Source organism: Leeuwenhoekiella sp. CH_XMU1409-2, assembly GCF_037029365.1.
Classification (GTDB): Bacteria; Bacteroidota; Bacteroidia; order Flavobacteriales; family Flavobacteriaceae; genus Leeuwenhoekiella; species Leeuwenhoekiella blandensis.
Genome location: NZ_JAYMEI010000009.1, coordinates 150,066 through 175,419 on the forward strand (window position 1 = coordinate 150,066; position 25,354 = coordinate 175,419).

General features: G+C 39.5%; 17 protein-coding genes. 12 read left to right on the plus strand and 5 right to left on the minus strand.

Annotation, left to right across the window (positions count from 1 at the left end):
- Positions 1-191: hypothetical protein (locus WA338_RS11355; RefSeq protein WP_336093396.1), on the plus strand; the 191-nt coding region annotated here is incomplete at its 5' end.
- Between the two features lie 409 nt (positions 192-600).
- Here the strand turns inward: WA338_RS11355 and WA338_RS11360 are convergent.
- Positions 601-3,864, minus strand: a complete 3,264-nt coding sequence (locus WA338_RS11360; protein WP_336093398.1) for a T9SS type B sorting domain-containing protein — start codon at positions 3,862-3,864, stop codon at positions 601-603.
- Positions 3,865-5,382: 1,518 nt separating this feature from the next.
- Between WA338_RS11360 and WA338_RS11365 the strand changes: the two genes are divergently transcribed.
- On the plus strand, positions 5,383-6,162 hold the full coding sequence (locus WA338_RS11365; RefSeq protein ID WP_336093400.1) for a hypothetical protein: 780 nt from the start codon (positions 5,383-5,385) through the stop codon (positions 6,160-6,162).
- A gap of 63 nt (positions 6,163-6,225) precedes the next feature.
- On the opposite strand, the gene WA338_RS11370 is transcribed toward WA338_RS11365, so the two are convergent.
- Positions 6,226-7,707, minus strand: coding sequence for a hypothetical protein (locus WA338_RS11370; protein ID WP_336093402.1), 1,482 nt, complete (start codon positions 7,705-7,707; stop codon positions 6,226-6,228).
- A gap of 219 nt (positions 7,708-7,926) precedes the next feature.
- Between WA338_RS11370 and WA338_RS11375 the strand changes: the two genes are divergently transcribed.
- A complete protein-coding gene (locus tag WA338_RS11375) occupies positions 7,927-8,730 on the plus strand; it encodes a hypothetical protein (RefSeq protein WP_336093404.1) in 804 nt (267 codons plus the stop codon).
- Between the two features lie 701 nt (positions 8,731-9,431).
- Here WA338_RS11375 and WA338_RS11380 read toward each other — a convergent pair.
- Positions 9,432-9,620 (minus strand): hypothetical protein, encoded by a 189-nt coding sequence (locus WA338_RS11380; RefSeq protein WP_336093406.1) that lies wholly within the window; start codon positions 9,618-9,620, stop codon positions 9,432-9,434.
- A gap of 308 nt (positions 9,621-9,928) precedes the next feature.
- On the opposite strand from WA338_RS11380, the gene WA338_RS11385 reads away from it, so the two are divergent.
- Genes WA338_RS11385 through WA338_RS11415 form a run of 7 tightly spaced genes read left to right on the plus strand, consistent with a single transcriptional unit; the run spans position 9,929 to position 19,993 of the window.
- Positions 9,929-12,913 (plus strand): type I restriction endonuclease subunit R, encoded by a 2,985-nt coding sequence (locus WA338_RS11385; RefSeq protein ID WP_336093408.1) that lies wholly within the window; start codon positions 9,929-9,931, stop codon positions 12,911-12,913.
- Entirely contained in the window at positions 12,906-14,174 is a 1,269-nt protein-coding gene (locus tag WA338_RS11390; RefSeq protein ID WP_336093410.1) for a restriction endonuclease subunit S, read from the plus strand. Before WA338_RS11385 ends, WA338_RS11390 begins: the two co-directional genes overlap by 8 nt.
- Before the next feature lies 1 nt (position 14,175).
- Complete coding sequence (locus WA338_RS11395) at positions 14,176-15,438, plus strand: AAA family ATPase (RefSeq protein WP_336093412.1); 1,263 nt, start codon at positions 14,176-14,178, stop codon at positions 15,436-15,438.
- A 9-nt stretch (positions 15,439-15,447) separates the two neighbouring features.
- The gene (locus WA338_RS11400; protein ID WP_336093414.1) at positions 15,448-17,088 is read left to right on the plus strand and encodes a type I restriction-modification system subunit M; all 1,641 of its coding nucleotides are present in this window, start codon (positions 15,448-15,450) and stop codon (positions 17,086-17,088) included.
- Between the two features lie 27 nt (positions 17,089-17,115).
- Entirely contained in the window at positions 17,116-18,393 is a 1,278-nt protein-coding gene (locus WA338_RS11405; RefSeq protein WP_336093416.1) for a hypothetical protein, read from the plus strand.
- Positions 18,394-18,448: 55 nt separating this feature from the next.
- A complete protein-coding gene (locus tag WA338_RS11410; protein ID WP_336093418.1) occupies positions 18,449-19,066 on the plus strand; it encodes a hypothetical protein in 618 nt (205 codons plus the stop codon).
- Positions 19,067-19,075: 9 nt separating this feature from the next.
- On the plus strand, positions 19,076-19,993 hold the full coding sequence (locus WA338_RS11415) for a restriction endonuclease (RefSeq protein WP_336093420.1): 918 nt from the start codon (positions 19,076-19,078) through the stop codon (positions 19,991-19,993).
- Between the two features lie 54 nt (positions 19,994-20,047).
- On the opposite strand, the gene WA338_RS11420 is transcribed toward WA338_RS11415, so the two are convergent.
- Positions 20,048-20,374 (minus strand): YegP family protein, encoded by a 327-nt coding sequence (locus tag WA338_RS11420; protein ID WP_336093422.1) that lies wholly within the window; start codon positions 20,372-20,374, stop codon positions 20,048-20,050.
- A 242-nt stretch (positions 20,375-20,616) separates the two neighbouring features.
- On the opposite strand from WA338_RS11420, the gene WA338_RS11425 reads away from it, so the two are divergent.
- A complete protein-coding gene (locus tag WA338_RS11425) occupies positions 20,617-21,276 on the plus strand; it encodes a class I SAM-dependent methyltransferase (protein WP_336093424.1) in 660 nt (219 codons plus the stop codon).
- Positions 21,277-22,085: 809 nt separating this feature from the next.
- Here WA338_RS11425 and WA338_RS11430 read toward each other — a convergent pair.
- Positions 22,086-22,304 carry a helix-turn-helix domain-containing protein gene (locus WA338_RS11430; protein ID WP_336093425.1) on the minus strand — a complete coding sequence of 73 codons (219 nt, stop codon included), beginning with the start codon at positions 22,302-22,304 and terminating at the stop codon, positions 22,086-22,088.
- Positions 22,305-22,451: 147 nt separating this feature from the next.
- Here WA338_RS11430 and WA338_RS11435 point away from each other — a divergent pair, with 147 nt between their 5' ends.
- Positions 22,452-24,161 (plus strand): hypothetical protein, encoded by a 1,710-nt coding sequence (locus tag WA338_RS11435; protein ID WP_336093427.1) that lies wholly within the window; start codon positions 22,452-22,454, stop codon positions 24,159-24,161.
- Positions 24,162-25,354: the final 1,193 nt, after the last annotated feature.

The window sequence follows — 25,354 nt, forward strand, 5'->3', positions numbered from 1 at the left end:
TTTTTCAATTCATGTTCTGTTCATTTTCTTTACCATTACTAATTCGACTAGCATTTTTACAGAGCACAACAGGTGCATTCCTCTCCCTGCGGTCGTCGGATGCAGAAAAGAAACGACGCCCTCGCTTAGGAATTTTTCGCTATCGCGAAAACCGCCTTGTCAGCTCCGCGTCGTTGCTCAATATTTTTTAAGAGTGGTTCTTACTTGAAGTAAAATATTTCATTCCAAAGCCAACGCGCCACCTGGCTCATTCGCTAAAAAGGTCTACTAGACCTTTTCTTAACGCTCTGCCCTCACGTCTATTCTGAACCGAGGGATTTTGATCGCGTTGACCCTTCGGGTATGAATGCGTATAACGCTTATGAATAAAAGGCTAGGTTTTGATGTGTAAAAATAGGTATGCTGCTTACTGCTACTGTTTACTGAATACTATTTGAAAACAGCCCTCGAGTGACAGCTCGTTGCGTATTTGTATTTTTACTTCTTACATTGTACTTTAATACGGAATCATAAATCAAAAATAACAAACAACAAGAGACCAACTGCTCACTGATTACTGCGACTGCTGACTGAAAGCTGCCACTGCCAACTTTAAAAAGCTTAGCGTTTAAGCGTAAAGTGATTTTTATAGATACGCCCGTTGCCTAGGTCTACTTCAAACCAGTAGTCGGCTGAGGGGAGGTTTTGGTTGGTAAAGCTGCCGTCCCATCCGGTCTCTTGCGGACTCAGCTGTTTTAAGAGTTTGCCGTAGCGGTCAAAAATAAAGATCTGAGCATCGGGGAAGGCTTCAATACCTTCGATCTGCCAATAGTCGTGGTACCCGTCTCCATTGGGGGTGAATACCTTGGGGTAGTCGACTAAAACCACTTCGGTAATAGCCAAACCACAGCCGGCTTTATCGCGTACACTTACGGTATAAACACCGCCTTTAAGAAAGGGGAAATAATTTGAATCCTGATAGTCTTCACCGTCGATGCTATACTCAAAAACCCCATCTCCGGTTGCTGTTACTTCAATAAAGTTGTGGTCTGACCAGTCGGCAAAATCCACAGTAGTGATCGTTGGAGGAGCAGAGCGTTCCAGCGTAAAGGAATAGGAGTTGGTACACAGAATACCATTTTGGAGTTCGCCTACAGTAAGCGTGTAGCTGCCTTCCTGTGTCAGGTAAGCTTCTGCGTTAGAGGAAATGCTTGTGCCTGCAGGATCTTCCCATTGCCAGAAGTCAAAGTGTTCCGAACGTGAAAGTTGTAATCCCGGTTCATTATCACAGATCACAAAGCCTTCCTCTATGCTGAGTTGAGGGAGTTCATTAACCTTGAGATCGAGATAGGTCTCACTAAAGCAGCGCGCATTGTCTGCGTTTTCTACGCGTATGTTGATGCGTTGGGACCAAGCCGTCGTATTTTGAAAGTTGGCAGACAGAGGAGTGGTCAATGCATTACCGGATTCATCCGAATACTGCACCGTTAATCCGGTTTGAGAGCCTATCACTTCTTGTTCTACATCGGTGAGATCAAAACTGGAATACCCATTACCGGCATCACAAGCATAGCGGGTGGTGGGCTGATTGATTTGGGGTTGGGCGGAGGTGATCAGGTTTAAAGTCGTCTCCGCATAGCAACCCGATTGGGTATTGCTTACGCGTACGGTAAGCGTTTCGTTATAGGGCAGGCTGTTGGTATAAGGATCGGGTAAGGGCCCGGGGAGCAGGCTACCCGAAGCATCATAATAGGTAACTTCCATTCCGGTTTGCCCTTGAAGCGCCAGGGTTTCAATCTGAGCGGTGTTAAAATACTCAGAAATGCCATCGTTGTTGTCGTCACAGCCTATGAGGTCGGGGAGATTCCCGACGTTTGGGATCGCGCTTACTATAAGTTTGAAGCTAGTGGCAGCAGTACATCCCGTAAGCGTGTTGGTCACTTGTGCTGTGATCATTTCCTCGTGGGGCACTTTATTGGTTAGTGTTTGTGGTAAGGGTTCTGTGAGTTGTTGACCATCTTCATGTATCAGGCGGACTTCCAAATTGGGCTGACTTCCTATAAGATCATTTCTTAGATTGGAACTATCAAAAGTGGTAATGCCATCGGTATCCGTATCACAGGAAACTAGGCCAGCTACAGCATTGACCTGAGGTAAAGGGTTTATGATGAGATCAAAAGAGGTTTCTGAGTAGCAACAGGGATTTTCTGCATGAGCCACCCGCACACTTATGGTCTCTCGGCTTTTAACTGTATTGGTAAAGGGATTGGGTAAGACATCATAGCTAGTACCGTTACCATCAATATAGGTTACAACCTTTCCTGTTTGACCTTGCAGTATTTGCTGTTCAATAGTGCTTAAATCAAAAGTGTTAGCTATTCCTGAGCCTGCTACTGTTTCACAAGCATATATATCGTCAATACCATAAGCTGTAGGAGGTTCTTTTACGTCAATAGTTTCAGTCAAAGTCTCTACGCGGCCGTCCTTACCGGTAACCTGCGCGGTTATGGTATATGTGCCATCCTGAGAAAAATCGTGATATGGTGAAAGTTGATTAGAGTTGTTATCTGCACCTGAAGCCGGATCCCCAAAATTCCACTGTACGCTTGCTACATTTGCTGGATCGGTAATACTGAATTCCTTTAAAAATTCGGAACAGATATTGGAGATGTTCATAGCGAATGTATGGGCTGTATGCCTCACACGACCTAGTGCATTGATGTAGAAATTAGAATCAGGTCTACCAAAGTCTTCAGTAGAAACGTATTCATAAATAGCATCTGGATTGGTGATTCCTATACAATTGCGACGCTGCCAGGACACGCCTGTAGACTGTGTACTCCCCGCTATGAATGCAAGGCCGTCACCACTTTGAATTCCTTTAAATACTTCTACCAAAATGCGTTTGGTACCTGCAGGGACGACTACCGGAGTTTCAAAGTCAATTTGAATTATTTGAGATTGTCGCCCTATATCGGGCTGTAAGCGTATGGTTTGACTGCTTCCAATCAGGTCGTTTTCAGAAAATGTAGCAGGGAAATTTTCATCAATCTTATAAATATTGAATTGTAGGGAAGCCGTCCACCCCGTTTTATTAATACCTACTTGCCCCGATTCGATTATAAACTCTTCATCATCAGAAATTCCAAAATTGGCTAACTGAAAATCTCTTGCCCAATATAAATATGCAGACCTACAAGAATGTATATTGGTCTCAATTACATCATCACATACTGCATGGGTGAGAAATGCATCAGCACCCGATCCTGATCTTTTAACAACAGAACCTGTTGCATTGATATAAAAATTAGCATTGGGTGCCGGCGTTGGCAACTCTGTAGTGTTTCTCCAGAGATACCTTTGATCACACCCCTTATACCAGGATGCTCCTGTATCGGTCGCAGTACCTGCAACTTTAAATAGAGAAGATTCCGGATTGTAATGGTCATCCGGTTTATGGAAGATGATAATAATGTATTCATAGTTTGCAGGAACCACAATGGGTTCATCGAATTCGTATGATACAATTTCCGGACCATTGGTAATAATAGGAGGTCTGCCAAAACCGCGCTGTCCCAGGTTATTATAGGGGTTTTCGTAGCCAGGTGTTTTACCATTATAATCGATAAACCCTCCTACGCTAAAATACATATAAGCTCCGGGACTAGTCTCCAACAGTCCTATTTCGGCAGAACGTATGATTAATTGTTCCCCCGGACCTACACCAAAATCAGAAAGCTTAAAAATACGAGCCCATGATTCATCATCTTCACAAGAAGAAACACCAGAATCAATAAGGGTATTGCCAATATTATGGGTTAGGGTTATTTGAGCTTTTAGGGAAAAAACAACAAAAAGTAAAAGCAGCAGTAACGGTTTCTTCAAAGACTAAAATTTTTGTTAAAATACTTATTTCTGCTAAAATGCAAAGTCCTATGTGAGGAATTAATTAAAAAAGCAAAAGGATGTAACGTGTTTAACTAATTTTTCTATTGGCGTGATATCTTACTTGAAATGAGCTCGTGATGCTATATACATCAATTTACACTTTAAAAAAGTAAACCAAAAGCTCCCCTCCTTTTGAAGGAGGGGAAAGCCCGCGCAGCAGGGCAGGGGTGGTTTTTGGTACACTTGCGGCAATACCACCCTGTCAGCTGCTGCGCAACGCGTGCGCCTCGCTGCCACCCCTCCTCAACAAGGAGGGGAGCTGATAGTACCACACATGGAGTGATGTTCTGTAGGGTTGGAATGAGAGAGGCTAGCGTATTTTAACCACGCGATAACCAGAATTTATAAATAAACAAAGTACTTGTCTTGGAAGTCTCCCTTTGAAGGGAGATTTAGAGGGATGTTTTAGTCTTTGCTATAACATCCTTCCCCAACCCTTCCTTCGGGAGGAAGGGAGTTACTTGTTTGGTTTAAAATGGTATTTGGGTGACGCAATACGCGATACAACTCCCTTTATGTATTGGGACAGGTAGTGCGAGAACAATCCATAATTATTATTGTTATAAATCATAAATAACAATAACAATAACAATAACAATAACAATAGCTCACTGATTACTGCGACTGACCACTGTAACTGCCAACTTAATCCGGAGTTTCCAGCGTCTATTCTGAACCGAGGGAGCTTTAGATTCGTTTAACACTTTGGATATGTGCAATGTCACTTCGAGTGACTGAAAACCTGCGGTAGCAGGGATTCAGTAGTATCGAGAAGTTTTTTTAGTAAAAAAGACTCTTGCTAGATAGACTTCTCGACTGCCCTCGAAGTGACAGCTCGTTGCGTATTTGTATTTCGTATTTCTACTTTCGTATTTCAAACCGCAAACAGCAAACAACAAACAGAAAACCGTAAACTGAAAACAACAAACTGCCAACAGAGACTACTGATTTCATAAGACTTCTCGATACAATCCTCTTGCGCTAAGGCGCTCGAGAATTACTCGAAGTGACAGCTCGTTGCGTATTTGCATTTCGTATTTCTGACTTTGTACTTTAATGCGGAATCATAAACTAGAAACAATAAACGGTAAATAATAAACAATAAACAATAAACCGCAAACTGCCAACAGAGACTACTGATTTCATAAGACTTCTCGATACAATCCTCTTGCGCTAAGGCGCTCGAGAATTACTCGAAGTGACAGGGCGTTACATATTTGTATTTTGTACTTCTTACTTTGTACTTTACTGTTGAATAATAAATCATAAATAACCAACTACCAACTACCAACTACCAACTACCAACTGTGACTGCCGACTGAAAACGGCCGACTGAAAACTGCCACTGCCTACTCCTAACATCTACAGGAAAAATCCCCTATTTTTCAGAAAGTACTGAATTCTGTAAAACAGATAGCGCGGAGAAGTTTAGGTTTGTCTGCTTAACCGAAAGAAATGAACACCAAATCTATTATGAGAAAACAGTACATCATGTTACTAGCAGCAACAGCCTTAACCGCCTTATCCTGTTCTGATTCTGCGTCAGACGAATTTGAAGAAGTCAACGGGGAGGTTGAAGCGCAATACATCACCTCGACAATCGTAACGTCAACCGCCGATGCTTCAGACCGTACGACCTTATTTTTAAGTTATGACGCCAATACCCGATTGACCGAAGTTTCTAACGGGGAGGATACCGATTACTTTATTTACGAAGATGATGACTTGGTGAATGTGACCGGTGAGAACGATAATTTAGATATCGAAGAACTGTATCAGTCGCCCTATAATGCCTTTGAAGTGGGGGAAGTACGGGAATATGATACTAATGGAAATCCTAAACGTATTGCTTTTTACAGTGAAGATTATGATCCTACTACTGGCGCAACTATAGATAAGGAGTATATGGCCGTTGTAACCTATGATGATGCTCCTAATCCGTATTTCCATACCTTGAAAGCTGCAGGCATCATAGACGTGCTCGACGGTGTGCAACTTCATTTAACCATGACCCCGCAGGCTTCAGAAGTGGTTAAAGCACGAGCGCTCTTGTTTAATAACAATCCTTCACAAGTGGTATACTTTGATGAAAACGGGGAGCCCTTATACGACATCAAGGTTGATTATACCTACAACGACCTCAACTATCCCACCCAAGCTACTATTAAAGCCACAAATTATGAGCATAATGGGGCGGTAGATTTTTACACCGCGAGCTTTAGTTATTTAGATTAAGGGTATTCGACACAGAAAAGAAAGAAACCTGCTATGGAGTTAGCGGGTTTTTTAATGATTAGCTTAGCGTATGTTGATTGGTAAACCTACGCCAAGACCAAAACGCAGATCGTTATCCCTGCCGTTTGGGCTCAAGCTTAGATCGGTTCGGTCTAGAAAGGTTTGAACGGTAACAATAGGCTTGTTCTCTTCTTTATTCTTGAGGTTGAATAAAAGCCCGAGCCGCATAGGGGTAAGTTCAATATCCTTGATGTTTTTAAGCCGACCAAAATTAACATAACTATAGCCCAAGCGTCCAAAGAAGCCCACCGGAAGCTTAAAAGGATAATAATAAGCCTCTACTTGAAAAGCAGCATTAGGTGCATATTCATAACTCGTATCTCCTATAAAAGCCGCATCCTCTTTAGTAAATACAATAGGATTGCCGTTGACATCTGTACCCAGTGCATCTGTGAAATTTAATGTGCTGTTGGCAAAACTAGAGCGGTTTGATGCTCTACCCACTGTAGCTGCTCCTTTTATAAAAAAACGATAAGGCCGAATACAGGAACCACATTCCTTTTTGCGTTCGTAGTTGTAATTGATAGAGGCGGTAAGACCAAAAAGATCTCCTTTGGTGTCGTCAAACATATCGCTAAAACTTTGCGTACGGTTCAAGGTAAAGCGTCTAAAACTTTCCCGCTCATAAAAACCGGTAAGGCTAAAAAACGTATTGTGCATAGCTCCCCATTGGGACTCCGCATTTTTAAGCTCAAGATCAATAAGGTCATCTTCCAGTTGCTCTAATATGTAGTGTTCACTGATTCTAAAGGCTGAAAGCAGTTCGCTCAAGTTGTACCCTGTAGCCTTAAGCGTATAGGTTTTTGAATCTGCTTCAAAAGCTAGCGCTTCTGACTTAGAAAGTATCATAGATTTTGTATCAATACTTCGGGTAGGTAAGGTGGTAAGATCAACCGGTTGCTCTTCATTTATATATCGCGCGCTTAGTTCTTGGAGTTTTTGAATGACCTCAGGCCGTGATGCAAGAAGCGCTGTTTTAAGTTGACTATAATCAGTGTGTAACACGTTTTGGTCACTAAGCAAGTTGTAATAGGTATCATATTTGCTTTTAGCATCAATAATCAATTCTACTAAGGCAAGACGGTTTGCGGTGGTATTTAACGCGTCAGCGCTATTGTATTTTGAAAGTGAGAGTAAGCTACGGTAAAAGCTAAAGGAAACTTTGGCCTGACTGCCTCCCTTTTCCTGATCAAAGAAATACACACCATCTGTACTGCCCAGGTCGGCTTCCATAGTAAATGTACCCAAAGCACCGGTATAGAGGAGTCCATTGATTTTTAAATTACTGCCTTTGTCGTTTAACGTAGCACTAATACCTTGTTGCGGACTGTTTTCACTTAAAAGTAAATAGCTAAAGTTTTGCGAGACTAGCTTATTAAAGGCTGCGCGAGTTACCGGTTGCTTGGGTTGTTCTAGAGTGACCTGCGCTTGAAGGGAAAGACTAATACCCAGCAGAAACGCACCTAAGATCTTAATTTTCTTCATAATACAGCAAGTTGAAGGTTAGTTGTTTAATGACTTTAAAGAACGGGATTTGTACATTCTTTAACAATCCCTGATACTTGGTATTTTTCTAATGCGGGTAATCTACTTTAGGTAATAGTGCTTTTAATTCACAACGAATTTTAATTAAAATACCTGATATACGGTATTTTATGAGGTGAAAAGGAAGGTTAGTTTTATCAAAACCTTAAACCTACTCCCATGAAAACCACTATTACCTCACTTTTCCTGTTGTTTACCTGTTTTGTAGTTGCTCAGGACATTGTTATAGATTTTAGCCAACCTATACTTGTTCAGGAACAGTTGGTTTCCCGAGGGGAACAAACTATCCAGTTTAAACCTGAAGGTGGCTTTACGTATGCCATAAAAATGACAAAGGAAACCAATCTGTTAGGCAGTTTATCTATTCCTGATCCTTCAGGAGCTGCGGGTTTTGTAACTGTTGGTGGAGATTCGGTTTACCAAACCACTCTAAAGTTTAAAGACAACACGAAATACAGCTTTGAAGTCTTGGTTACAGATACCAGTGATGGATCAACCGAAACCTTAGAATTTATTTTAATGAGTCAATCAGATTTCAGCTGGGCGACCACCATTGGTTTTAATGCTATCTTTTTAAGTAATAATACACTTTACCGAAGCCTAGACAGTGATGGAACGATCAGCATTGTCGAGGACGGCGGACAAAAAACTATGGGTCTCGTACCCAGTGTTATGTTTACCTATGCCAAGTTTGGGAATGACTTTGCAATTGGTCCCACAGCAGGATTAGGTTTTGACCTTGATAATATTTCTGTATTTGGCGGGGCATCCTTAGGCATTGGACAGAACTTTATACTTACAGCAGGACTGGCGTTGCATAAACAGGATAAACTTGATGCTCAGTTTGTACCGGGCCAAACGCTAGATAACGCACTGAGTTTTGATGATCTTCATGAGGGCTATTACCGTATCAATCCGTTTATTTCTTTGGCATTACGCTTAGATAAAAATCCTTTTAAATAATAGTAAACTCAAAGGCTAACGCGTTTCTCAAGCAACTGAAGCAGCTCCGGGTTGTAAAACTACGTGTGTATGAAGACAAGGATAGTTAATAAAGTACCTAACACCTACCACGCCTAGAGAAATGAAGCACAGCGTTATCCTAGAAATGTCAGTTCGAGCGCAGTCGAGAACCCATACGACTTTTCTACAGCGCCACCTTAGATGAAGTATAAAAACAAGACTATATATTCACTCTCGATATTCATGTAAGTAGTGAAGCAGAAGAAGACGAGGGTATCGCTTTTGAGGAAAACATATAAGGCCTGCAAGAGCAAGTAGAACAGCAATTTGTTGAAGGGGAGTAATTACAGAAGAAAATATTGGAGAACTCCTTGTAGTTTTAAATGATTGAGGTACAGTTATTATTAGTGTTTTTGTTCATAATATATAAATGTTCATGTTACATGAACAAAATAAGATGGTGAACATATGAAAGCATATAGTTTATGTACAGCGTATCTTGATGCTTTAAATGCAGGTCTTCAAATTGAAGAATTGCTTGATACACAAGATACAAGTATTGCTTTAAGAATTAATGATATTTAAGTTTTTGCAGTTGTTTATTAAAATATAAGGCCTCAAAAGTTACAGGTAATTAGAGTTGACTGAATTTTTTACAGCAGAAGCAAACCCCAACCACTTTAGCAAAAGAGTTACACCTCCTAATTCTGTGATGCGAGGTCACTGCAACTCCGCAAATAATAAATGGAATGCCCTAAGCGCACATAAGAAAGATGTTGTTTGGGTTGCTCATTATCGACACGGCAGTACTTTTTGGCGTCATAAGAAGCCTGCTTTGATGCGTCGTGTGGCTGTTGCCCCTTGTGGTTGTGATCGTTTGTAGAATCCATAGCTCGTGTATAACATGTAAGCAGTGATCAGTTTGTTAAGATTTGTTTTACAGGGTTTTAGATAAGTACAAGATAGTATGATTTGCAGGTTTTTACTAATGCTATATTGATATTTTGGTATTTGATAGCAACTTTAATTTGTTGTTTTGTAACAGGTTATGTTCAAAATGAGGATTTCCTCATTAATAATTGGTGTATTACTTGTAGTTTTAAAAAGTGATTAAACGCTTTGATTTACCTATTTTTAATTTTTAATTATCTATGTTCAATAATCACTGTTTTTAGATCGTAAGACTTACCTATCCTAAATGACCAAAGAACAACAAATAGAAAACGAGTTAATCGAAAGATTACGAGATTTAAAATATACTTACCGGCCTGAAATACGAACGCAAGCCGACTTAGAGCAAAACTTTAGAAAACGATTTGAACAATTAAACAGAGTGAATCTAACCGATTCAGAGTTTGATAAACTACTTGTTGAGATCACCCATGCTGACGTTTTTAAAGCTTCTAATTTTCTAAGAAAGACTAACACCTTTTCAAGAGAGGATGGTACGCCATTGCATTACTCATTGGTAAATATTAAGGACTGGTGTAAGAATGAGTATGAAGTGATCAACCAATTACGGATGAATACCGATGCGAGTAATCATCGTTATGATGTGATCTTATTGATTAACGGAGTTCCTGTTGTTCAGATTGAATTAAAGACGCTAGAGGTAAGTCCACGTAAAGCGATGCAACAAATCGTTGATTATAAAAACGATGCAGGTAACGGGTTTGCAAATACCTTAATGTGTTTTATGCAGTTGTTTATTGTAAGTAACAAGTCGAGAACGTTTTACTTTGCAAACAATAACAACCAACACTTTGCTTTCAATGCCGATGAACAGTTTTTACCGGTGTACACTCTTGCCAGTGAAGACAACAAAAAAATAAACCATTTAGATGATTTTACCGATAAGTTCTTAGCTAAGTGTAATCTTGGGCAGATGATTAGCCGCTATATGGTGTTAGTGGCAAGTGAGCAGAAAATATTAGTGATGCGCCCGTACCAAATCTATGCGGTAAAAGCGATTGTAGATTGTATTGATCAAAATAGAGGTAATGGTTATATCTGGCATACTACGGGGAGTGGTAAAACACTTACGTCTTTTAAGGCTTCTACCTTATTAAAAGAGAACTCCAACATTGAGAAGTGTTTATTTGTAGTTGATCGTAAAGACTTAGACCGTCAGACAAGAGAAGAGTTTAATAAGTTTCAGGAAGGCAGTGTAGAGGATAATACGAATACGGAAACACTGGTGCGTCGTATGCTTTCGACCGACTATGCCGACAAGATCATTGTTACCACGATTCAGAAACTTGGTTTAGCGCTTAATCAAAACAGTAAACGCAATAGAAAGCAACGAGAAGAAAATAAGGAAACCTATTACGATAGACTAGCCCCCTTGAGAGATAAGCGTATGGTATTTATCTTTGATGAATGTCACCGTTCGCAGTTTGGGGATAATCACGATGCAATTAAAGAATTCTTTCCTGAAGCACAACTATTTGGATTTACAGGGACTCCTATTTTTGAAGAGAACGCAACGTATAAAACGGTAGAGGGCAACGAGGCAACCTATAAAACCACCGAGGATGTATTTCAAAACGAATTACACGCGTATACCATAACGCACGCTATTGAAGATAAGAATGTATTGCGGTTTCATATCGATTACTTTAAGGGGGAAGATGAAACGAATTACAACCAACTCAGTCATAAGATGGCGGTAGTAGATGCAGTACTCAAAAAACATGATAAAGCAACACACTACAGACGTTTTAATAGTATACTTGCGACATCTTCTATTAATGATGCTATTGAATATTACGGCTACTTCAAGCAAAAGCAAGAAGAATTAGCGGCCTTTAATGAAGAGTATAGTCCATTGAATATCGCTTGCGTTTTTTCACCGCCGGCAGAAGGTAATAAAGACATCAAGCAGCTTCAGCAAGATCTGGAACAAGAGAAGAAGGATAATGAGGTAGAACCCAATAAAAAGAAGGAAGCCTTAACCGCTATCATTAGAGATTACAATAAGCAGTTTAGAACCAATCATACAATCTCTGAGTTTGACCTGTATTATCAGGATGTACAGCAACGCATTAAAGATCAAAAATACAGCAATCAGGACTACCCACATAAGAATAAAATAGATGTAACCATTGTGGTAGATATGCTACTTACAGGTTTTGACTCTAAATACCTCAATACGCTTTACGTAGATAAAAACTTAAGGTATCACGGTTTGATACAAGCTTATTCACGTACTAATAGGGTAATCAACGATACCAAGCCTTACGGTAATATTTTAGTTTTTAGAGATCAAGAAAAAGAGGTAGATAGAGCAATGATCCGGTTTTCTGGAGAAGCTGTAAGTAACCCTAAAGAAATTTGGTTGGTAGATGAAGCGCCTAAGGTAATTGCAAAATATCAGGTTGCCGTAAACAACCTAAAAGCCTTTATGGAATCTAAAGGCTTAGCGTGTAAACCTTCTGAGGTAGCGAACTTAAAAGGTGATGAAGCTCGTGCGGAGTTTATCAATAACTTTAAAGAGGTGCAACGGCTTAAAACCAATTTAGAACAATATACCGATCTGGAAGAAGAGCAAGTTAATACGATAGAAAATCTATTACCTACAGACGACTTTCGTTCGTTTAAGAGCAATTACCTGGAGACGGCTAAGCAACTAAAGAAGCTGCAAGATAAAGGTGACCCACCGGAGGTCATTGAGCAGTTAGATTTTGAATTTGTACTCTTTTCTTCTGCTATTATCGATTACGACTACATCATTGGCTTAATAGCGAAGTATACCCAAGACAAACCTTCTAAGCATAAAATGACGCGTCAGCAGCTGATTAGTCTATTAAGCTCAAGTGCCAATTTAATTGATGAGCGCGATGATATCATAGATTATATCAACACGCTAGAAGTAGGGAATGGCTTAACCGAAAAAGAGATTAGAGAAGGCTATCAACAGTTTAAAGACGAGAAGGCAGCTCAACAATTGAATATCCTGGCCAATAAGCACGGTATTAGTACAGAAAGCCTAACATCTTTTATAGACGATATTTTGTACCGAATGGTCTTTGATGGTGAAAAGTTAACCGACTTATTAGCGCCTTTAGACTTAGGCTGGAAAGATCGTCGAATTAAAGAATTAACCTTAATGGAAGACCTGGTGCCATTATTAAATAAACAAGCCCAAGGGCGTGAAATAGCAGGATTAAATGCTTATGAGTAAAGAAGAAAAACAATTAGTACCTAAACTGCGCTTTCCTGAGTTTTACAATGATGTTAGCTGGAAAGAAAAATTTTTGAATGACTTATCGCCTTCTATTTTTGATGGAACACATCAAACACCTAAATATACACAAAATGGTATTCCTTTTTTTAGTGTTGAAAATATTGTAAGTGGTAGTGATAATAAATTTATTTCGCGCGAAGATTATCTATATGAAACACGAAATAATAAACCTGAGTATGGGGATATTTTGGTAACAAGAATCGGCTCAATTGGTATACCAAAAGTTGTTGATTGGAAATACGAATTTAGTGTATATGTAACTTTAGCTGTAATAAAAAAATCAGCAAAGTTTGATTCAAATTTTTTGGCTTTTTATATTGAGTCGAATCGATTTCAACAGGAAATTAAAAGAAGATCGTTGTTAAATGCTGCACCTCAGAAAATCAATATGAATGAATTGAGGTCGTGCGAAGTTTTACTACCACCTAAAAAGGAAGAACAACAAAAAATAGCCAATTGCTTATCTTCTTTAGATGAAGTCATTAATGCAGAAACCGAAAAGCTAAGATTACTACAAGACCATAAAAAAGGCTTATTACAACAATTATTTCCTCAAGAAGGTGAAACCCAACCTAAATACCGCTTTCCAGAGTTTAAAGGTGATGGTGATTGGGAAATGCCCTTGTTCTCTAAATATATAAAGTTATATAGAGGGAGTTCACCTCGTCCAATTAATCTGTTTTTAACAGATGATGAAAACGGTGTCAATTGGATAAAAATTGGGGACACAAAAAATGCAATTAATTATAAGTTATATGAAGTTGAACAAAAAATTTCTGTTGAAGGTTCAAAGAAGTCTAGAAAAGTTAGAAAAGGTGAATTGATCTTAGCAAACTCTATGAGTTATGGAGCAACTTATGAATTACAAATTGATGGGTGCATTTATGATGGTTGGTTTGTGCTTAGGGAATATGAAGATGGTTTTGACAAGCAATTTTTAATCCAGTTGCTAAATTCAGATAATTTGCAAAGGCAGTATAAAAGACTTGCAGCTGGTGGAATTGTCCAAAATATAAGTAGTGAAATTGTTTATAATACTATTATCCCAAAATCAAGTAAAGAAGAACAACAAAAAATAGCCATTTGTTTATCGTCTGTAGATAATTTAATTGAAGCACAATCTCAAAAAATAGAAGACTTACAAAAGCATAAAGAAGGCTTGTTGCAACAGTTGTTTCCAAGTGTAAATGAGTTATAGTATGAGTGCTCAACGTAAGTTATTTACATACAAAACCTTAAGTGGTTTGGTAACTCGCTTTAGAGATGACTTAAAAAGCAGCGACTTTATCTTGCTCTACGCTTATAATGGTACTGGTAAAACCAGGACATCTATGGCTTTTAAGGAAAAAGGGAAAAAGAAAATAAAAGTTGAATTAAAAGATAGTAATGGAAGCATAATACTAGATAAGAAAGGTAAATCTAAAACTGAAGATGCAATAGTTGGTGATACCTTATATTTTAATGCGTTTACAGAAGACTTATTTGTTTGGGATAATGATTTAGAGTTTGATACTTCACGTGTTTTGCAAATGAACGCTCAATCTAAATTTTTTAACGGATTTAAAGAATTAGCATTAGATGAAAAGATATTTACTTACTTAGAACGCTATGCTACATTTGATTTTGATATAGATTATGATAATTGGCGAATTACCTTCAAAAAGCAAGTTAAAAATCCAAAATACAATTCCAAAAATCCAAATAACGAAGAGCCAGAGTACGTTATAGAGCCTAATATTAAAATATCAAGAGGAGAAGAAAATATTTTTATATGGTGTGTTTTTTTAGCGGTTAGCGAATTAGCAATAGATGCAGAAGAAGATAGTTCCTATTCTTGGGTAAAATATATATATGTTGATGATCCAATTTCATCACTTGACGATAACAATGCAATTGCGGTAGCGAGTGATTTAGCAAAGTTATTAAGAAGGGCAGTAACTAAAGAAATTGAGGATGGCGGAGAGAAAAGAATTGTAGCAAAAAATGAAGAAGAGAAAGTAAAAATTATAGTGTCTTCACATCATAGTCTTTTTTTTAATGTAATGTGCAATGAGCTTAAAAGATTTAACCACAATCGCTACTTTTTACATAAGAATAGTGAAGAAAGCCATACACTACAAAAGACAGACGATACGCCATTCTTTCATCACGTAGCCGTACTAAGTGAATTAAAACAAGCTACAATTTCAGGAAAAGTAAACACCTATCATTTTAATTCACTTCGTAGCATCCTAGAAAAAACAGCAACATTTTTTGGACTTGACGATTTCGGCAAGTGTATTTATGGTATAGATGAAGATGACATTCTATTTGAGCGTGCCTTAAATCTATTAAGCCACGGCAAATACTCAGTTTATGATCCTGTAGAAATGGGAGTAGATAATAAAGACTTATTTGAACGAATATTAAATGCTTTTTTGGATAAATACCAATTCAATTTACCAGAATTGCTAAAAAAATAAAGTCATACTATGACAGCAAAACAAAAACAAGACGAACTAGGGAAAACCCTTTGGAAAATAGCAGATAGTTTAAGAGGGGCCATGAATGCCGATGATTTTCGGGATTATATGCTTTCCTTTTTATTCCTACGCTATTTATCAGATAATTACCAAGAATCAGTAAAAAAAGAACTAGGTTCTGATTATCCTGAAACTCCGGAAGATGTAATGAAAAATTTAGGAGTAAGAGTGCCATTACAAATATGGTATGATGAAAACCCCGAGTTTATAGAGGAGTTCGAAGCGCAGATGCGTAAAAAGGTGCATTATGTGATAGAACCAGATTATCTCTGGGGCAGTATTGCAGAAATGGCACGTACGCAGCATCCTGATCTCCTAAAGACTTTACAAAAGGGCTTTAAGTATATAGAGAATGAGTCTTTTGGTAATTCTTTTAAAGGCCTATTCTCAGAGATCAATCTGGATTCAGAAAAGTTAGGTAAAAACTACGACGCACGTAACAAAAAGCTGTGTACGATTATTCAAAAGATTGCCGAAGGTATCGCAGATTTTGACACCGACACCGATAGTCTGGGGGATGCCTATGAATATTTAATAGGGCAATTTGCCGCAGGTTCAGGTAAAAAAGCCGGAGAGTTTTATACCCCTCAACAAATATCGAGCATACTTTCAGAAATCGTCACCTTAGATGCACAGGACCCAAAGTTGGGTAAAAAGAAAAAGATAAACAGAGTCTTAGACTTCACTTGTGGTTCAGGTTCGTTGCTCTTAAATGTAAAAACAAAAATAGAGAAGGCAGGCGGTACCATCAGTCAGATTTACGGGCAGGAGAAGAATGTAACTACTTACAACTTAGCCCGTATGAATATGCTGTTGCACGGGGTAAAGGATTCTGAGTTTAATATCTTTCACGGGGATACCTTAAAAAACGAATGGCCGTTGCTCAATGAAATGAATCCTGCTAAAAAGGTAGAGTTTGATGCCATTGTTGCCAATCCACCTTTTAGTTTACGTTGGTCACCAAGTGAAACTACAGGAGAAGACTTCCGTTATAAAAACTACGGTTTAGCTCCTAAATCAGCCGCAGATTTCGCATTCCTACTGCACGGTTTTCACTTTTTAAGTGATGAGGGGACTATGGCTATTATATTACCACACGGTGTATTGTTTAGGGGTGGAGCAGAATCTCGTATCCGTAAGAAACTGTTGGACGACAATAATATTGATACGGTTATAGGTTTACCATCTAATCTTTTCTTTTCAACAGGGATACCGGTGTGTATTTTAGTTTTGAAAAAGTGTAAAAAGGAAGATGATGTCTTGTTTATCAATGCAAGTGATGAAGAAAACTTTGCTAAAGAAAAACGTCAAAACTACCTACGTAAAAAAGATATTCAAAAGATACTAGATACCTACCAAAACAGACCGGAAGAAAAAATAGAACGTTATGCGCGTAGAGTCTCAATGGACGAGATCGTAAAGAACGATTACAATCTTAATATCTCGCGTTATGTAAGCACCGCCAAACCTGAACCTATTATAGACTTAGAAGAAGTTCATACCAAGCTTGTAGATGTGGAAGACAGGATAAAAGCAAGTAGAGAAGAGCATAATAGCTATTTGAGAGAATTAGGGTTGAAGGAGATATAAGTTTAAAACAAAAGAGATACTAAGTATATGGAAAGATTAAATTATTTTAATCCATACATTTCCAAATCAGAGAATCATGAGGATCGGTTAACAAGGTCTTTTTTAGTTTTATTAAAGTATTCACCTTCGTGTTTAAATTACTTTTATGAATCTATTAAAGAAGAGGTGGATGAAGAAAAATTACTTTCATCAAGTAGCTTGTTGAATGAAGATATACAATTTAAGACTCAAGTAGGTAGTATTCAGTTTGAAACTGAAACATTGTTATCGGTTCTTATAACAAATGATAAATTAACACCCCAAAAATCAATAGAGCCAATTGATCGTGGTGCTGTTTACGATGGCATAATTACATTAGGAGGTAGTGTCTCTATAATCATAGAAACTAAACCCAATATGGATAATGTATGGGAAAATCAATTGTGTCCTTCTAAAGCTCATTTAGGGGAAGATATAAGAATTCTAAAAAAACCTGTAATTCTTACATGGGCTTCTATTATAAAGTGGTTGAATGAATTTACTCAATCTTCTAAGCATAACTATACAGAGAAACTAGTCGCTTCAGATTTTTTAAGTTTAGTCCAATCTAATTTTTCATATTTAAATCCGTATGATAGATACAGCTATTGCAAAGGAAATGATTCTCTTATTTTAAAAAGGACTGAAAATTTATTAAAATCTATTGTTAAAGATGACGCTGTTGTAAGGTATCATCAAGGATGGGGATATTTTATTGAAACTTTAAACTTTAAAAGTATTCGGAAAATAGGCTTAATTTATAATGCTAACAACAAATGGTTAGATCTAAGTTTCTTTTTTGGTGATACACAGGGACAAGCTAGGGCATATTACCCAACTCCCGTTAAGATTTCTGATTTCAAGGATAAAGGCTGGATTGTTTATGGAAACTTTCATTTGGCGACAGTAGCCTCAAACCTTGTTTATTTTCATCCAAAAGATGAAGATTTAGAAAAGTATATTAAATATTGGAATTCCAATGGTAAAGAGCTAAAACAAATACGAGGTCACAATAATTTGAAGACATACCTGAATACACTATACAAAGAATCATTTTTACCTAATAACGATGATGATTTAGAAAATAAAATTTTTAGTACTAGAATTGAAAACATTAATATCTGTCCAGGTATAGGTTTTGTGTTTAGGTATGATTTAAAAGAGTTAGAGAAATTGGATGTTGGTAGTATTCTACAAAAAGATCTTATAGATAAGATAAAATTTTGTATTAAACAGAATATAGAAAAAGAATGCAACTTTCTTAAAGACGTGGGTGACTTGAGTTGATTAACTAACAAAAAATAAAATAATCTATCGTTAGATTATTGCCTAAGTAGTTTTAATGATTGAGATTATTGATAAATACCTTAAAGAAAACAATAAAGAATTTCAACGCTATAATTCATGGAATCATTGTTATAAAGCTTTTGGTGATTTGTCTAAAAGCAATGACGAGTTAGCATTACATCTGGGCTTTTATCTTGCCAGTTGGGGAATGTACAGAGACTCATCCCAATTACTGCAAAAAGATTATACAGTACATTTACAAATGGTTGAGGTGATACGGGCATTTCAAGACTTAAGATGTACTACAAAGTTTGAAGTTTCCATAAACGATCTGGACAGGATCATAGCGCTCATTCAAGCAACAAAAGAAGTTTATGGTAGTATTGGAGTGACCGCCACCAATACCTTGGTGACTAAAATTATTCTAGGAACTTTAGGATGTTTACCGGCGTATGACCGTTTTTTTATTGCAGGTTTAAAACAATGTAAAGAACCTTTTACTACGCTTAGTAAAACCTCATTGACCAAACTTTTAGGCTATGTAGAGCAGCATAAGCAAGAATTAGAATCTATCAAACGCGAGAAAAAGCTACAGGGTTACCCGCTAATGAAACTGGTTGATATGTATTTCTGGCAGATAGGTTATGAAAAAAGTAATATTAAAAAAGATTAGCACTTAATAATGGCAATACCCAAACACGACGAGATCCGTATTCCTGCTTTAGAACTACTAAAACAGCACGGTACGTTAAAACTTAAAGATTTTGTCGAACTCTTAGCTAGTTATTTTAAGCTAAGCGATGAGGAAGTTACAGAGATGTATCCTTCCGGTAACGGACATATCTTTTACGATCGGGTAACCTGGGCGTTGAGTTACCTCAATATGGCAGATTTGGTTAGCAAGCCTAAACGTGGTTTTTACGAAATCAATGCTGCCGGGGAAGCTATGCTCGGTAAGCCAGAGCAGGTGCACAGCTATATTGATCAAAAGTTAAGCAAGCGCGAGCCGGTTAAACAGAAAGACCCTTCAAAACCTATAGTAACACGGCCAACCCAGAGTAAGGATTTGACCCCGGCAGAAGAATTGTACAATTCCTTTGCTAATATTAAAGATACCCGTAAGGCAGAGATCTTAAACACCATACGCTCTAAATCTCCATATGAGTTTGAAGCTTTGGTTGTTAAACTATTACAAGTAATGGGGTATGGCGGTGAGATTAAAGATTCAGGTTTGGTAACTCGAAAGTCAAATGACGGGGGGATTGATGGTATTATACGCGAAGATGTTTTAGGATTGGGACGTATTTATATACAGGCTAAATGCTATGAGGAAAAGAATACCATTTCAAGACCAGATATTCAGAAGTTTGTAGGCGCTTTATCAGGTAATGCTAATGCCAAAGGAGTTTTTATAACCACCTCTTCATTTGCGAAGTCGGCTATTGAATACGCCAATACGGTGCACGCTACCGTGATTTTAATAGACGGCAATCAACTAGCAGATTATATCTATGATTACGGCCTCGGGATGCAGACGGTACAAACCATAGAACTTAAAAAGCTGGATACCGACTTTTGGGATACTATGAAGGATGCCTGAGTGGGTTGTAGAGGCCGGTTGATTGTCAGTTAGCTGAACCCCTCAACTAAGGGTTTAGACTTCTTCTATCGGAGCTTTAGGCGCATTTGTCTTAACGGAAGCAATACCATTTTCCATCCCTGAGCTAGCTTCATAGAGTTCACTCGTACCGATGATTTGACCATTGGTTGCCTTTAAATTGAAATAGTGTTTGGCATTCTTCGATTGTTTACGTTCGAACCGCTGATCATATTGTGAATTTTCCCTTACCGATTCAATGCCATTCATACAGCTCGCTTTGGCAGCATATCCTTCACTGGCCAATATGGTTTGTCCGTTACCTGCCTTTAAACGGAATCGATATTCATTTTTAGTATCTTGATAAACTTCAAATTTCCCCATGAAATATTAATTTAGTGAACTTTAAATGTAAATAAATTAAAGAAAAGCGACAACCAAACCTTTATCAAAGCAGTTGTTCTATTACCTCAGTACCTATTTAAAAAAATCTGGGATGTGCTTGAAGAAAGATTTTTAAAAGATTGCACTGTGCTATCCCGACTGCTCCTTCCACGAGCTCAGGATGACCTCTCGAAATGCCATTTTGATTCACTAGAATTCTATAAATAACCCCATATTTCTCAATGACCAACCCCTCCAAAACACCCTGGCCTACCAAAGACGCGATGCAGCAGGTGTATGCCAAGAAGTTGTGGGGTAGCGGGAATACCGACTTTTATTCCGGGGAGGGTTCGCACGATGCAGCCACGGTACAGGCTTACCTAAAAGCGGTTATTGGCTTTTTTAAAAGCTTAGAAACCCCACCGGTGGTGTGTGATCTGGGCTGTGGTGATTTTAATGTCGGTAAGGAGTTGGTACCCTACACCCAAGCCTATAAAGCCGTAGATATCGTACCGGAGTTGATCGCGCATAATAAAGAACTATTTAAAAGCAAAAAGCTCAGTTTTGACACCATCGATCTTGCTAAAGATCCTTTGCCCGAAGGCGACTGTGCCTTACTGCGGCAGGTATTGCAACACCTCTCCAATGCCGAGATTGCGTCCATCATCAACAAGTTATACGCCTATCGCTACGTGATCCTTACCGAGCACCTGCCCGATCAGGAGTTTATCCCCAACATCGATATCATTTCCGGGCAAGGCATCCGCCTTAAAAAAAAGAGTGGCGTCGAGTTACTGGCCCCACCTTTTAATTTTAAGGTAAAAGCCGCAAAAGAGCTGTTGTCCCTACCGGCTCCGGGAGTTAAAGGCAGGCTCGTTACGACTTTGTATACGGTGGTTTAGGGTTAATGCGTGAGGATTTTTAGAGGATTATTTCTATCCGGTAATCTTACTTTACTCGCATAATTTTTGTTTACGAGAGCTAGGGAGTCTTATACCTTCATTTTGAGCAATGTAACTTACTATTAATGCATCTTACTTTTCTTTGCCTCTCCAAAGAAAAGTAACAAAAGAAAAGAGCCCCTCGCTTAGGAATTTTTTGCTACCGCGAAAACCGCCTTGTCAGCTCCGCGTCGCTACCGCTCCTGTCCTTCGGAGCTTCCTGCATCTATTCTGAACCGAGGGAATTTTGAGGGCGTGTAACCCTTCGGGTTTGAATACTTGTTCTTTGATCTTTTCTCTATAATCTTTATTCTAAAAAACCAAGGCTTCAAAAATTTTTAACGGAGCCTTCTTGCTATTGAAGAAAAAGAATTGGAAACCCTTCGGGTATAAATAACTTATAGTCTTAAACTAGTAGTAACTCTTGCAAACTGAAAACAGTGACTGCCAGCTTAATCCGAGTTTCCTGCATCTATTCTGAACCGAGGGAAGACTAAAGAATGTTACTCTTAGCTTTAATTTAAAAACGGCCTACAAGAAGGTATTGTGAAATTTGAAGTGAACGTAACGTAGCAGGCGGTTCTGTTTGAGGGCGGTGCACCGCCCGAGTTAAGTGCATGCAGTGCAGCGAGCATAAAATTTAGAGAAGCTCATGTAAGCCTTGATCTTTTGTTTCTTTTGTATCAAGACAAAAGAAAGGAAACATGAATAGTAGTGGTAATGGCGCTACTTAGCATTGAGCTTTTGTGATAGAATATAAGAAATACAACCTACTCCTCCGGTAACTTCAAGTCCTGATGCAACTCCATAAACATCTCCCCGGGATCCACGTCAATGGCCAAGGCGATGAGGTAGAGTTCGTCTGCACGGAGTTGTGTAGAATTATTTCCACTTAACTGGCTCAAGCGAGATTTACTAATCCCTGTTCTACGCGCAACTTCTGCTTTGTTTATTGATTTTTTTGCAAGATAGAGACCTAAATCTGTCACTTAAATTTGTTTATAAATTAGCTACATAAATGTAGAAAGTATAAACAATGGTATGAAATATTTGTACTTTCAATTGATAATTAGGTTTATTTGTGATACATTAGTATAGAATTTCTACACAATAGTATGATATATTAAAACTTAATTATGACTCCACAACTCCAACCCCGGTCTAAAGTTGCGCTGCATGAGGCGCTCGAACCGCTTACAGAATCCTTGAAGCAAGTTGCTCGGGTACAGGCACTGTATCTTAGCGCAATCCGTCAAACACCTGATGCGATCTACAACCTCCTGATTGTGGTGCAGGAGGCCGGGGCCTTGACCGATTTACAACAACAAATCCCGGTGCTGCAAGTACTGTTTCCGCTAGTACGGATGCAAGTGTATACCCAAAAGCAGCTGCAGCGGTTGGTGCAGGAGGGAAGCGTGTATGGGTTGTGGGGGTACTATCTGGGTGATCGTATTTATCCTCGGGCTCCTGCCGATACTTCTAAAAATCGTTCCGAGCGGCAGTTGGAACAACTGCACCTTAAGGCGCAACAACAATTGGAGCAGGACGCGGCATGTATCTGTAAAGGCTTTGATACTGCGGTATACTGGTTTGAGCGGGAGGACTATACGGCTTCGGTATTGGCTTTGGTTGAGGTGTTTGACACCTGTCTTGCGCTTGCGAGCAAGCTGTATACCGGTAGGGTAATGGAGTATCCTTCTTTAGAAGCCCAGCTCGCTGCGGTACGTCCGTTTCTTCCACAATTGCGCAGGCTCTTCCCCACACCCGAAGCACCCGATGCCGATCCAACACTATTGGAACTGCTGGATGTTTGGACGGTAGAAGGGATCCCTTCTGATGAAGCTATAGACCGGCATACCTGTTACCAGATACAGATGCGTATGGAGCGGGTATTTACGGTGGTAGATACTGCAGCCCGGGAGCTGTTGGAAGCCTGTAGCCCAAAACCAACTCCCGCAGAGGCAGCCTTCCCAGCGGGTGCAACCCGCTCGCCATTAGAGCAAGCGCTGCAGGAGGCTTTAAATTATTTACGGGAAACTTACCGCGTACACTCCGCCTATTTACTCTACAGCGCGCAGGACAGCCGGGTGCAGTCGGTCCATTGCTTTTCGGCCACCGAAATCCAAGAGCATCAAAGCACCGCGGTGGTGCTGCTGGTCACGTACACGTCGGTTGGGGCCAGTCCGTCGCAACTCACCGATCGGGTTTATAATCAAACCGGGCGGCGCATCCGTATCTGTTTTATTCTAGAAACTGTGAAGCGGGCGCACAAAGCGCTGGATTTTGGTAGTAATTTTCTGCAAAAGGCATTGGGGGAGGGGAAACCCTTGTATGCGGAAGATGATCGATTACGCGGGTTTTTAAAACAGGGGTATTTGTACCATTCACAACAGGTTGAGAAACTCCAAAAATATTGGGACCTCCGCAGCAACCGGGCGTATTATCTCATCGAGAGTACCCGTATTCTGGATACCCGCGAAGACGCGCTGGTGCAACTGCAGATGTATGAAGAAGCCTTGATCCAAACCTGCCTGGGCTTGATCCGCTTGTTTTGGGAGTACAGTCCGGCCTACACCTCCCTCAACTACCTTTTAGCCCTGTGTCGCAGCTTTACAGCGTTCCCTAGCACACTGCTGGAAACCACCTCGTTTAAAGCGCGTCGTCGTCTGCACCTGCTTAGCCACGCCCAGCAACACCTGCGGTATGGAAGCACGTATACCGTCACCGATGCTGATGCCAACGAGGCTTATCACCTGTGTGTGCGCTTTATGCAACAAGCAGAAGCCCTGGCTGCGGAGCGGTTACAGTTCTTAAAACGAAAAGCCTACCAGCGGGAAGTAAACTAGATTAGAAGATTAAAGTTCAAAATTAGAATGGGATGTGTAGTGTTTATGGGAATTCTGTTTTCTGTTTAGCGTTTACTGTTTACTGATAACTGCGACTGCCCACTGCCAACTGTACCCTGTTTAGCGTTTACCGCCCACTGCGACTGCTTACTGCCGACTGTTCTCTGTTTACCGTTTACGGTTTTCTATCTTTTGTGACTGCCCACTGCGACTGCCAACTGCTGAATGCCCACACCTGAATTTAAGCCTAATGCTCCCACAGTAAGTCTACAGTGAACCCACACTAAGTCCACACTTGTCCACAGTATTTGTGGTTGAGCTTGGGTTAGGTATAGGAGGAAGATGGAGGTGTATTAGCGTATGCATAAAGCACCTCAGTATTGATACCGTTCTATGTTAACGAAATCTTAAAATCTAAGCTTTTGAATCTCGTTTTCATACACTCTTCATACACTATCCTAGGGGATGCCTAGGCGTTGCTAGGGGGATGCCCTTCTCGGGGCGAGCTTTTGCCCTGTTTTTTAAGGTGTTTTTTGCGCGATGCAAACCGATGTACGAGGTTCACGAGTTCTCGGATAATATGAATGAACACGAGCTAAAAAAGAAAGGGAGGATAAATTGAAAGTGTATTTTTTATTCATGTTCCTTACTTTTCTTTGCCTCTCCAAAGAAAAGTAACAAAAGAAAAGAGCCCCTCGCTTAGGAATTTTTTGCCTTATCAGGCAAAAACCGCCGTGTCAGCTCCGCGTCGCTACCGCTCCTGTCCTTCGGAGCTGCCTGCGTCTATTCTGAACCGAGGGAGTTTTGATGACGTGTAACCCTTCGGGTAGGAGTAGTAATTCTATTTAAAAACAATCAGTCATCTCGACGCTAGGAGAGATCTCACTCGCATAGGAGCTCCCTTCTCCTGCGGGAGAAGGGCTGGGGATGAGGGCTTATGATGAAGTGCGCAGCAGATGTGATTTCTCCCGATGGTCGAAATGATGATAGCGTTGTATATAGTATTTCTACTTTCGTATTTCAAACAACAAACAACAAACAGCAAACTGCCAACCGGGACTGCTGACTTCATATGACTTCTCGATACAATCCTCTCGCGCTAAGGCGCTCGAGAATCACTCCTTTAGACTTGTATTGTTATTTTTAGAGTAGTATAAACCAAGAAAAGAGAGCTGAACTTAGGTACACTAAAG

Coding starts and splice junctions, on each gene's coding strand:
- WA338_RS11365 (WP_336093400.1), top strand. CDS start 5,383: ATGAACACCAAATCTATTATGAGAAAACAGTACATCATGTTACTAGCA.
- WA338_RS11370 (WP_336093402.1), bottom strand. CDS start 7,707: ATGAAGAAAATTAAGATCTTAGGTGCGTTTCTGCTGGGTATTAGTCTT.
- WA338_RS11375 (WP_336093404.1), top strand. CDS start 7,927: ATGAAAACCACTATTACCTCACTTTTCCTGTTGTTTACCTGTTTTGTA.
- WA338_RS11380 (WP_336093406.1), bottom strand. CDS start 9,620: ATGGATTCTACAAACGATCACAACCACAAGGGGCAACAGCCACACGAC.
- WA338_RS11385 (WP_336093408.1), top strand. CDS start 9,929: ATGACCAAAGAACAACAAATAGAAAACGAGTTAATCGAAAGATTACGA.
- WA338_RS11390 (WP_336093410.1), top strand. CDS start 12,906: ATGAGTAAAGAAGAAAAACAATTAGTACCTAAACTGCGCTTTCCTGAG.
- WA338_RS11395 (WP_336093412.1), top strand. CDS start 14,176: ATGAGTGCTCAACGTAAGTTATTTACATACAAAACCTTAAGTGGTTTG.
- WA338_RS11400 (WP_336093414.1), top strand. CDS start 15,448: ATGACAGCAAAACAAAAACAAGACGAACTAGGGAAAACCCTTTGGAAA.
- WA338_RS11405 (WP_336093416.1), top strand. CDS start 17,116: ATGGAAAGATTAAATTATTTTAATCCATACATTTCCAAATCAGAGAAT.
- WA338_RS11410 (WP_336093418.1), top strand. CDS start 18,449: ATGATTGAGATTATTGATAAATACCTTAAAGAAAACAATAAAGAATTT.
- WA338_RS11415 (WP_336093420.1), top strand. CDS start 19,076: ATGGCAATACCCAAACACGACGAGATCCGTATTCCTGCTTTAGAACTA.
- WA338_RS11420 (WP_336093422.1), bottom strand. CDS start 20,374: ATGGGGAAATTTGAAGTTTATCAAGATACTAAAAATGAATATCGATTC.
- WA338_RS11425 (WP_336093424.1), top strand. CDS start 20,617: ATGACCAACCCCTCCAAAACACCCTGGCCTACCAAAGACGCGATGCAG.
- WA338_RS11435 (WP_336093427.1), top strand. CDS start 22,452: ATGACTCCACAACTCCAACCCCGGTCTAAAGTTGCGCTGCATGAGGCG.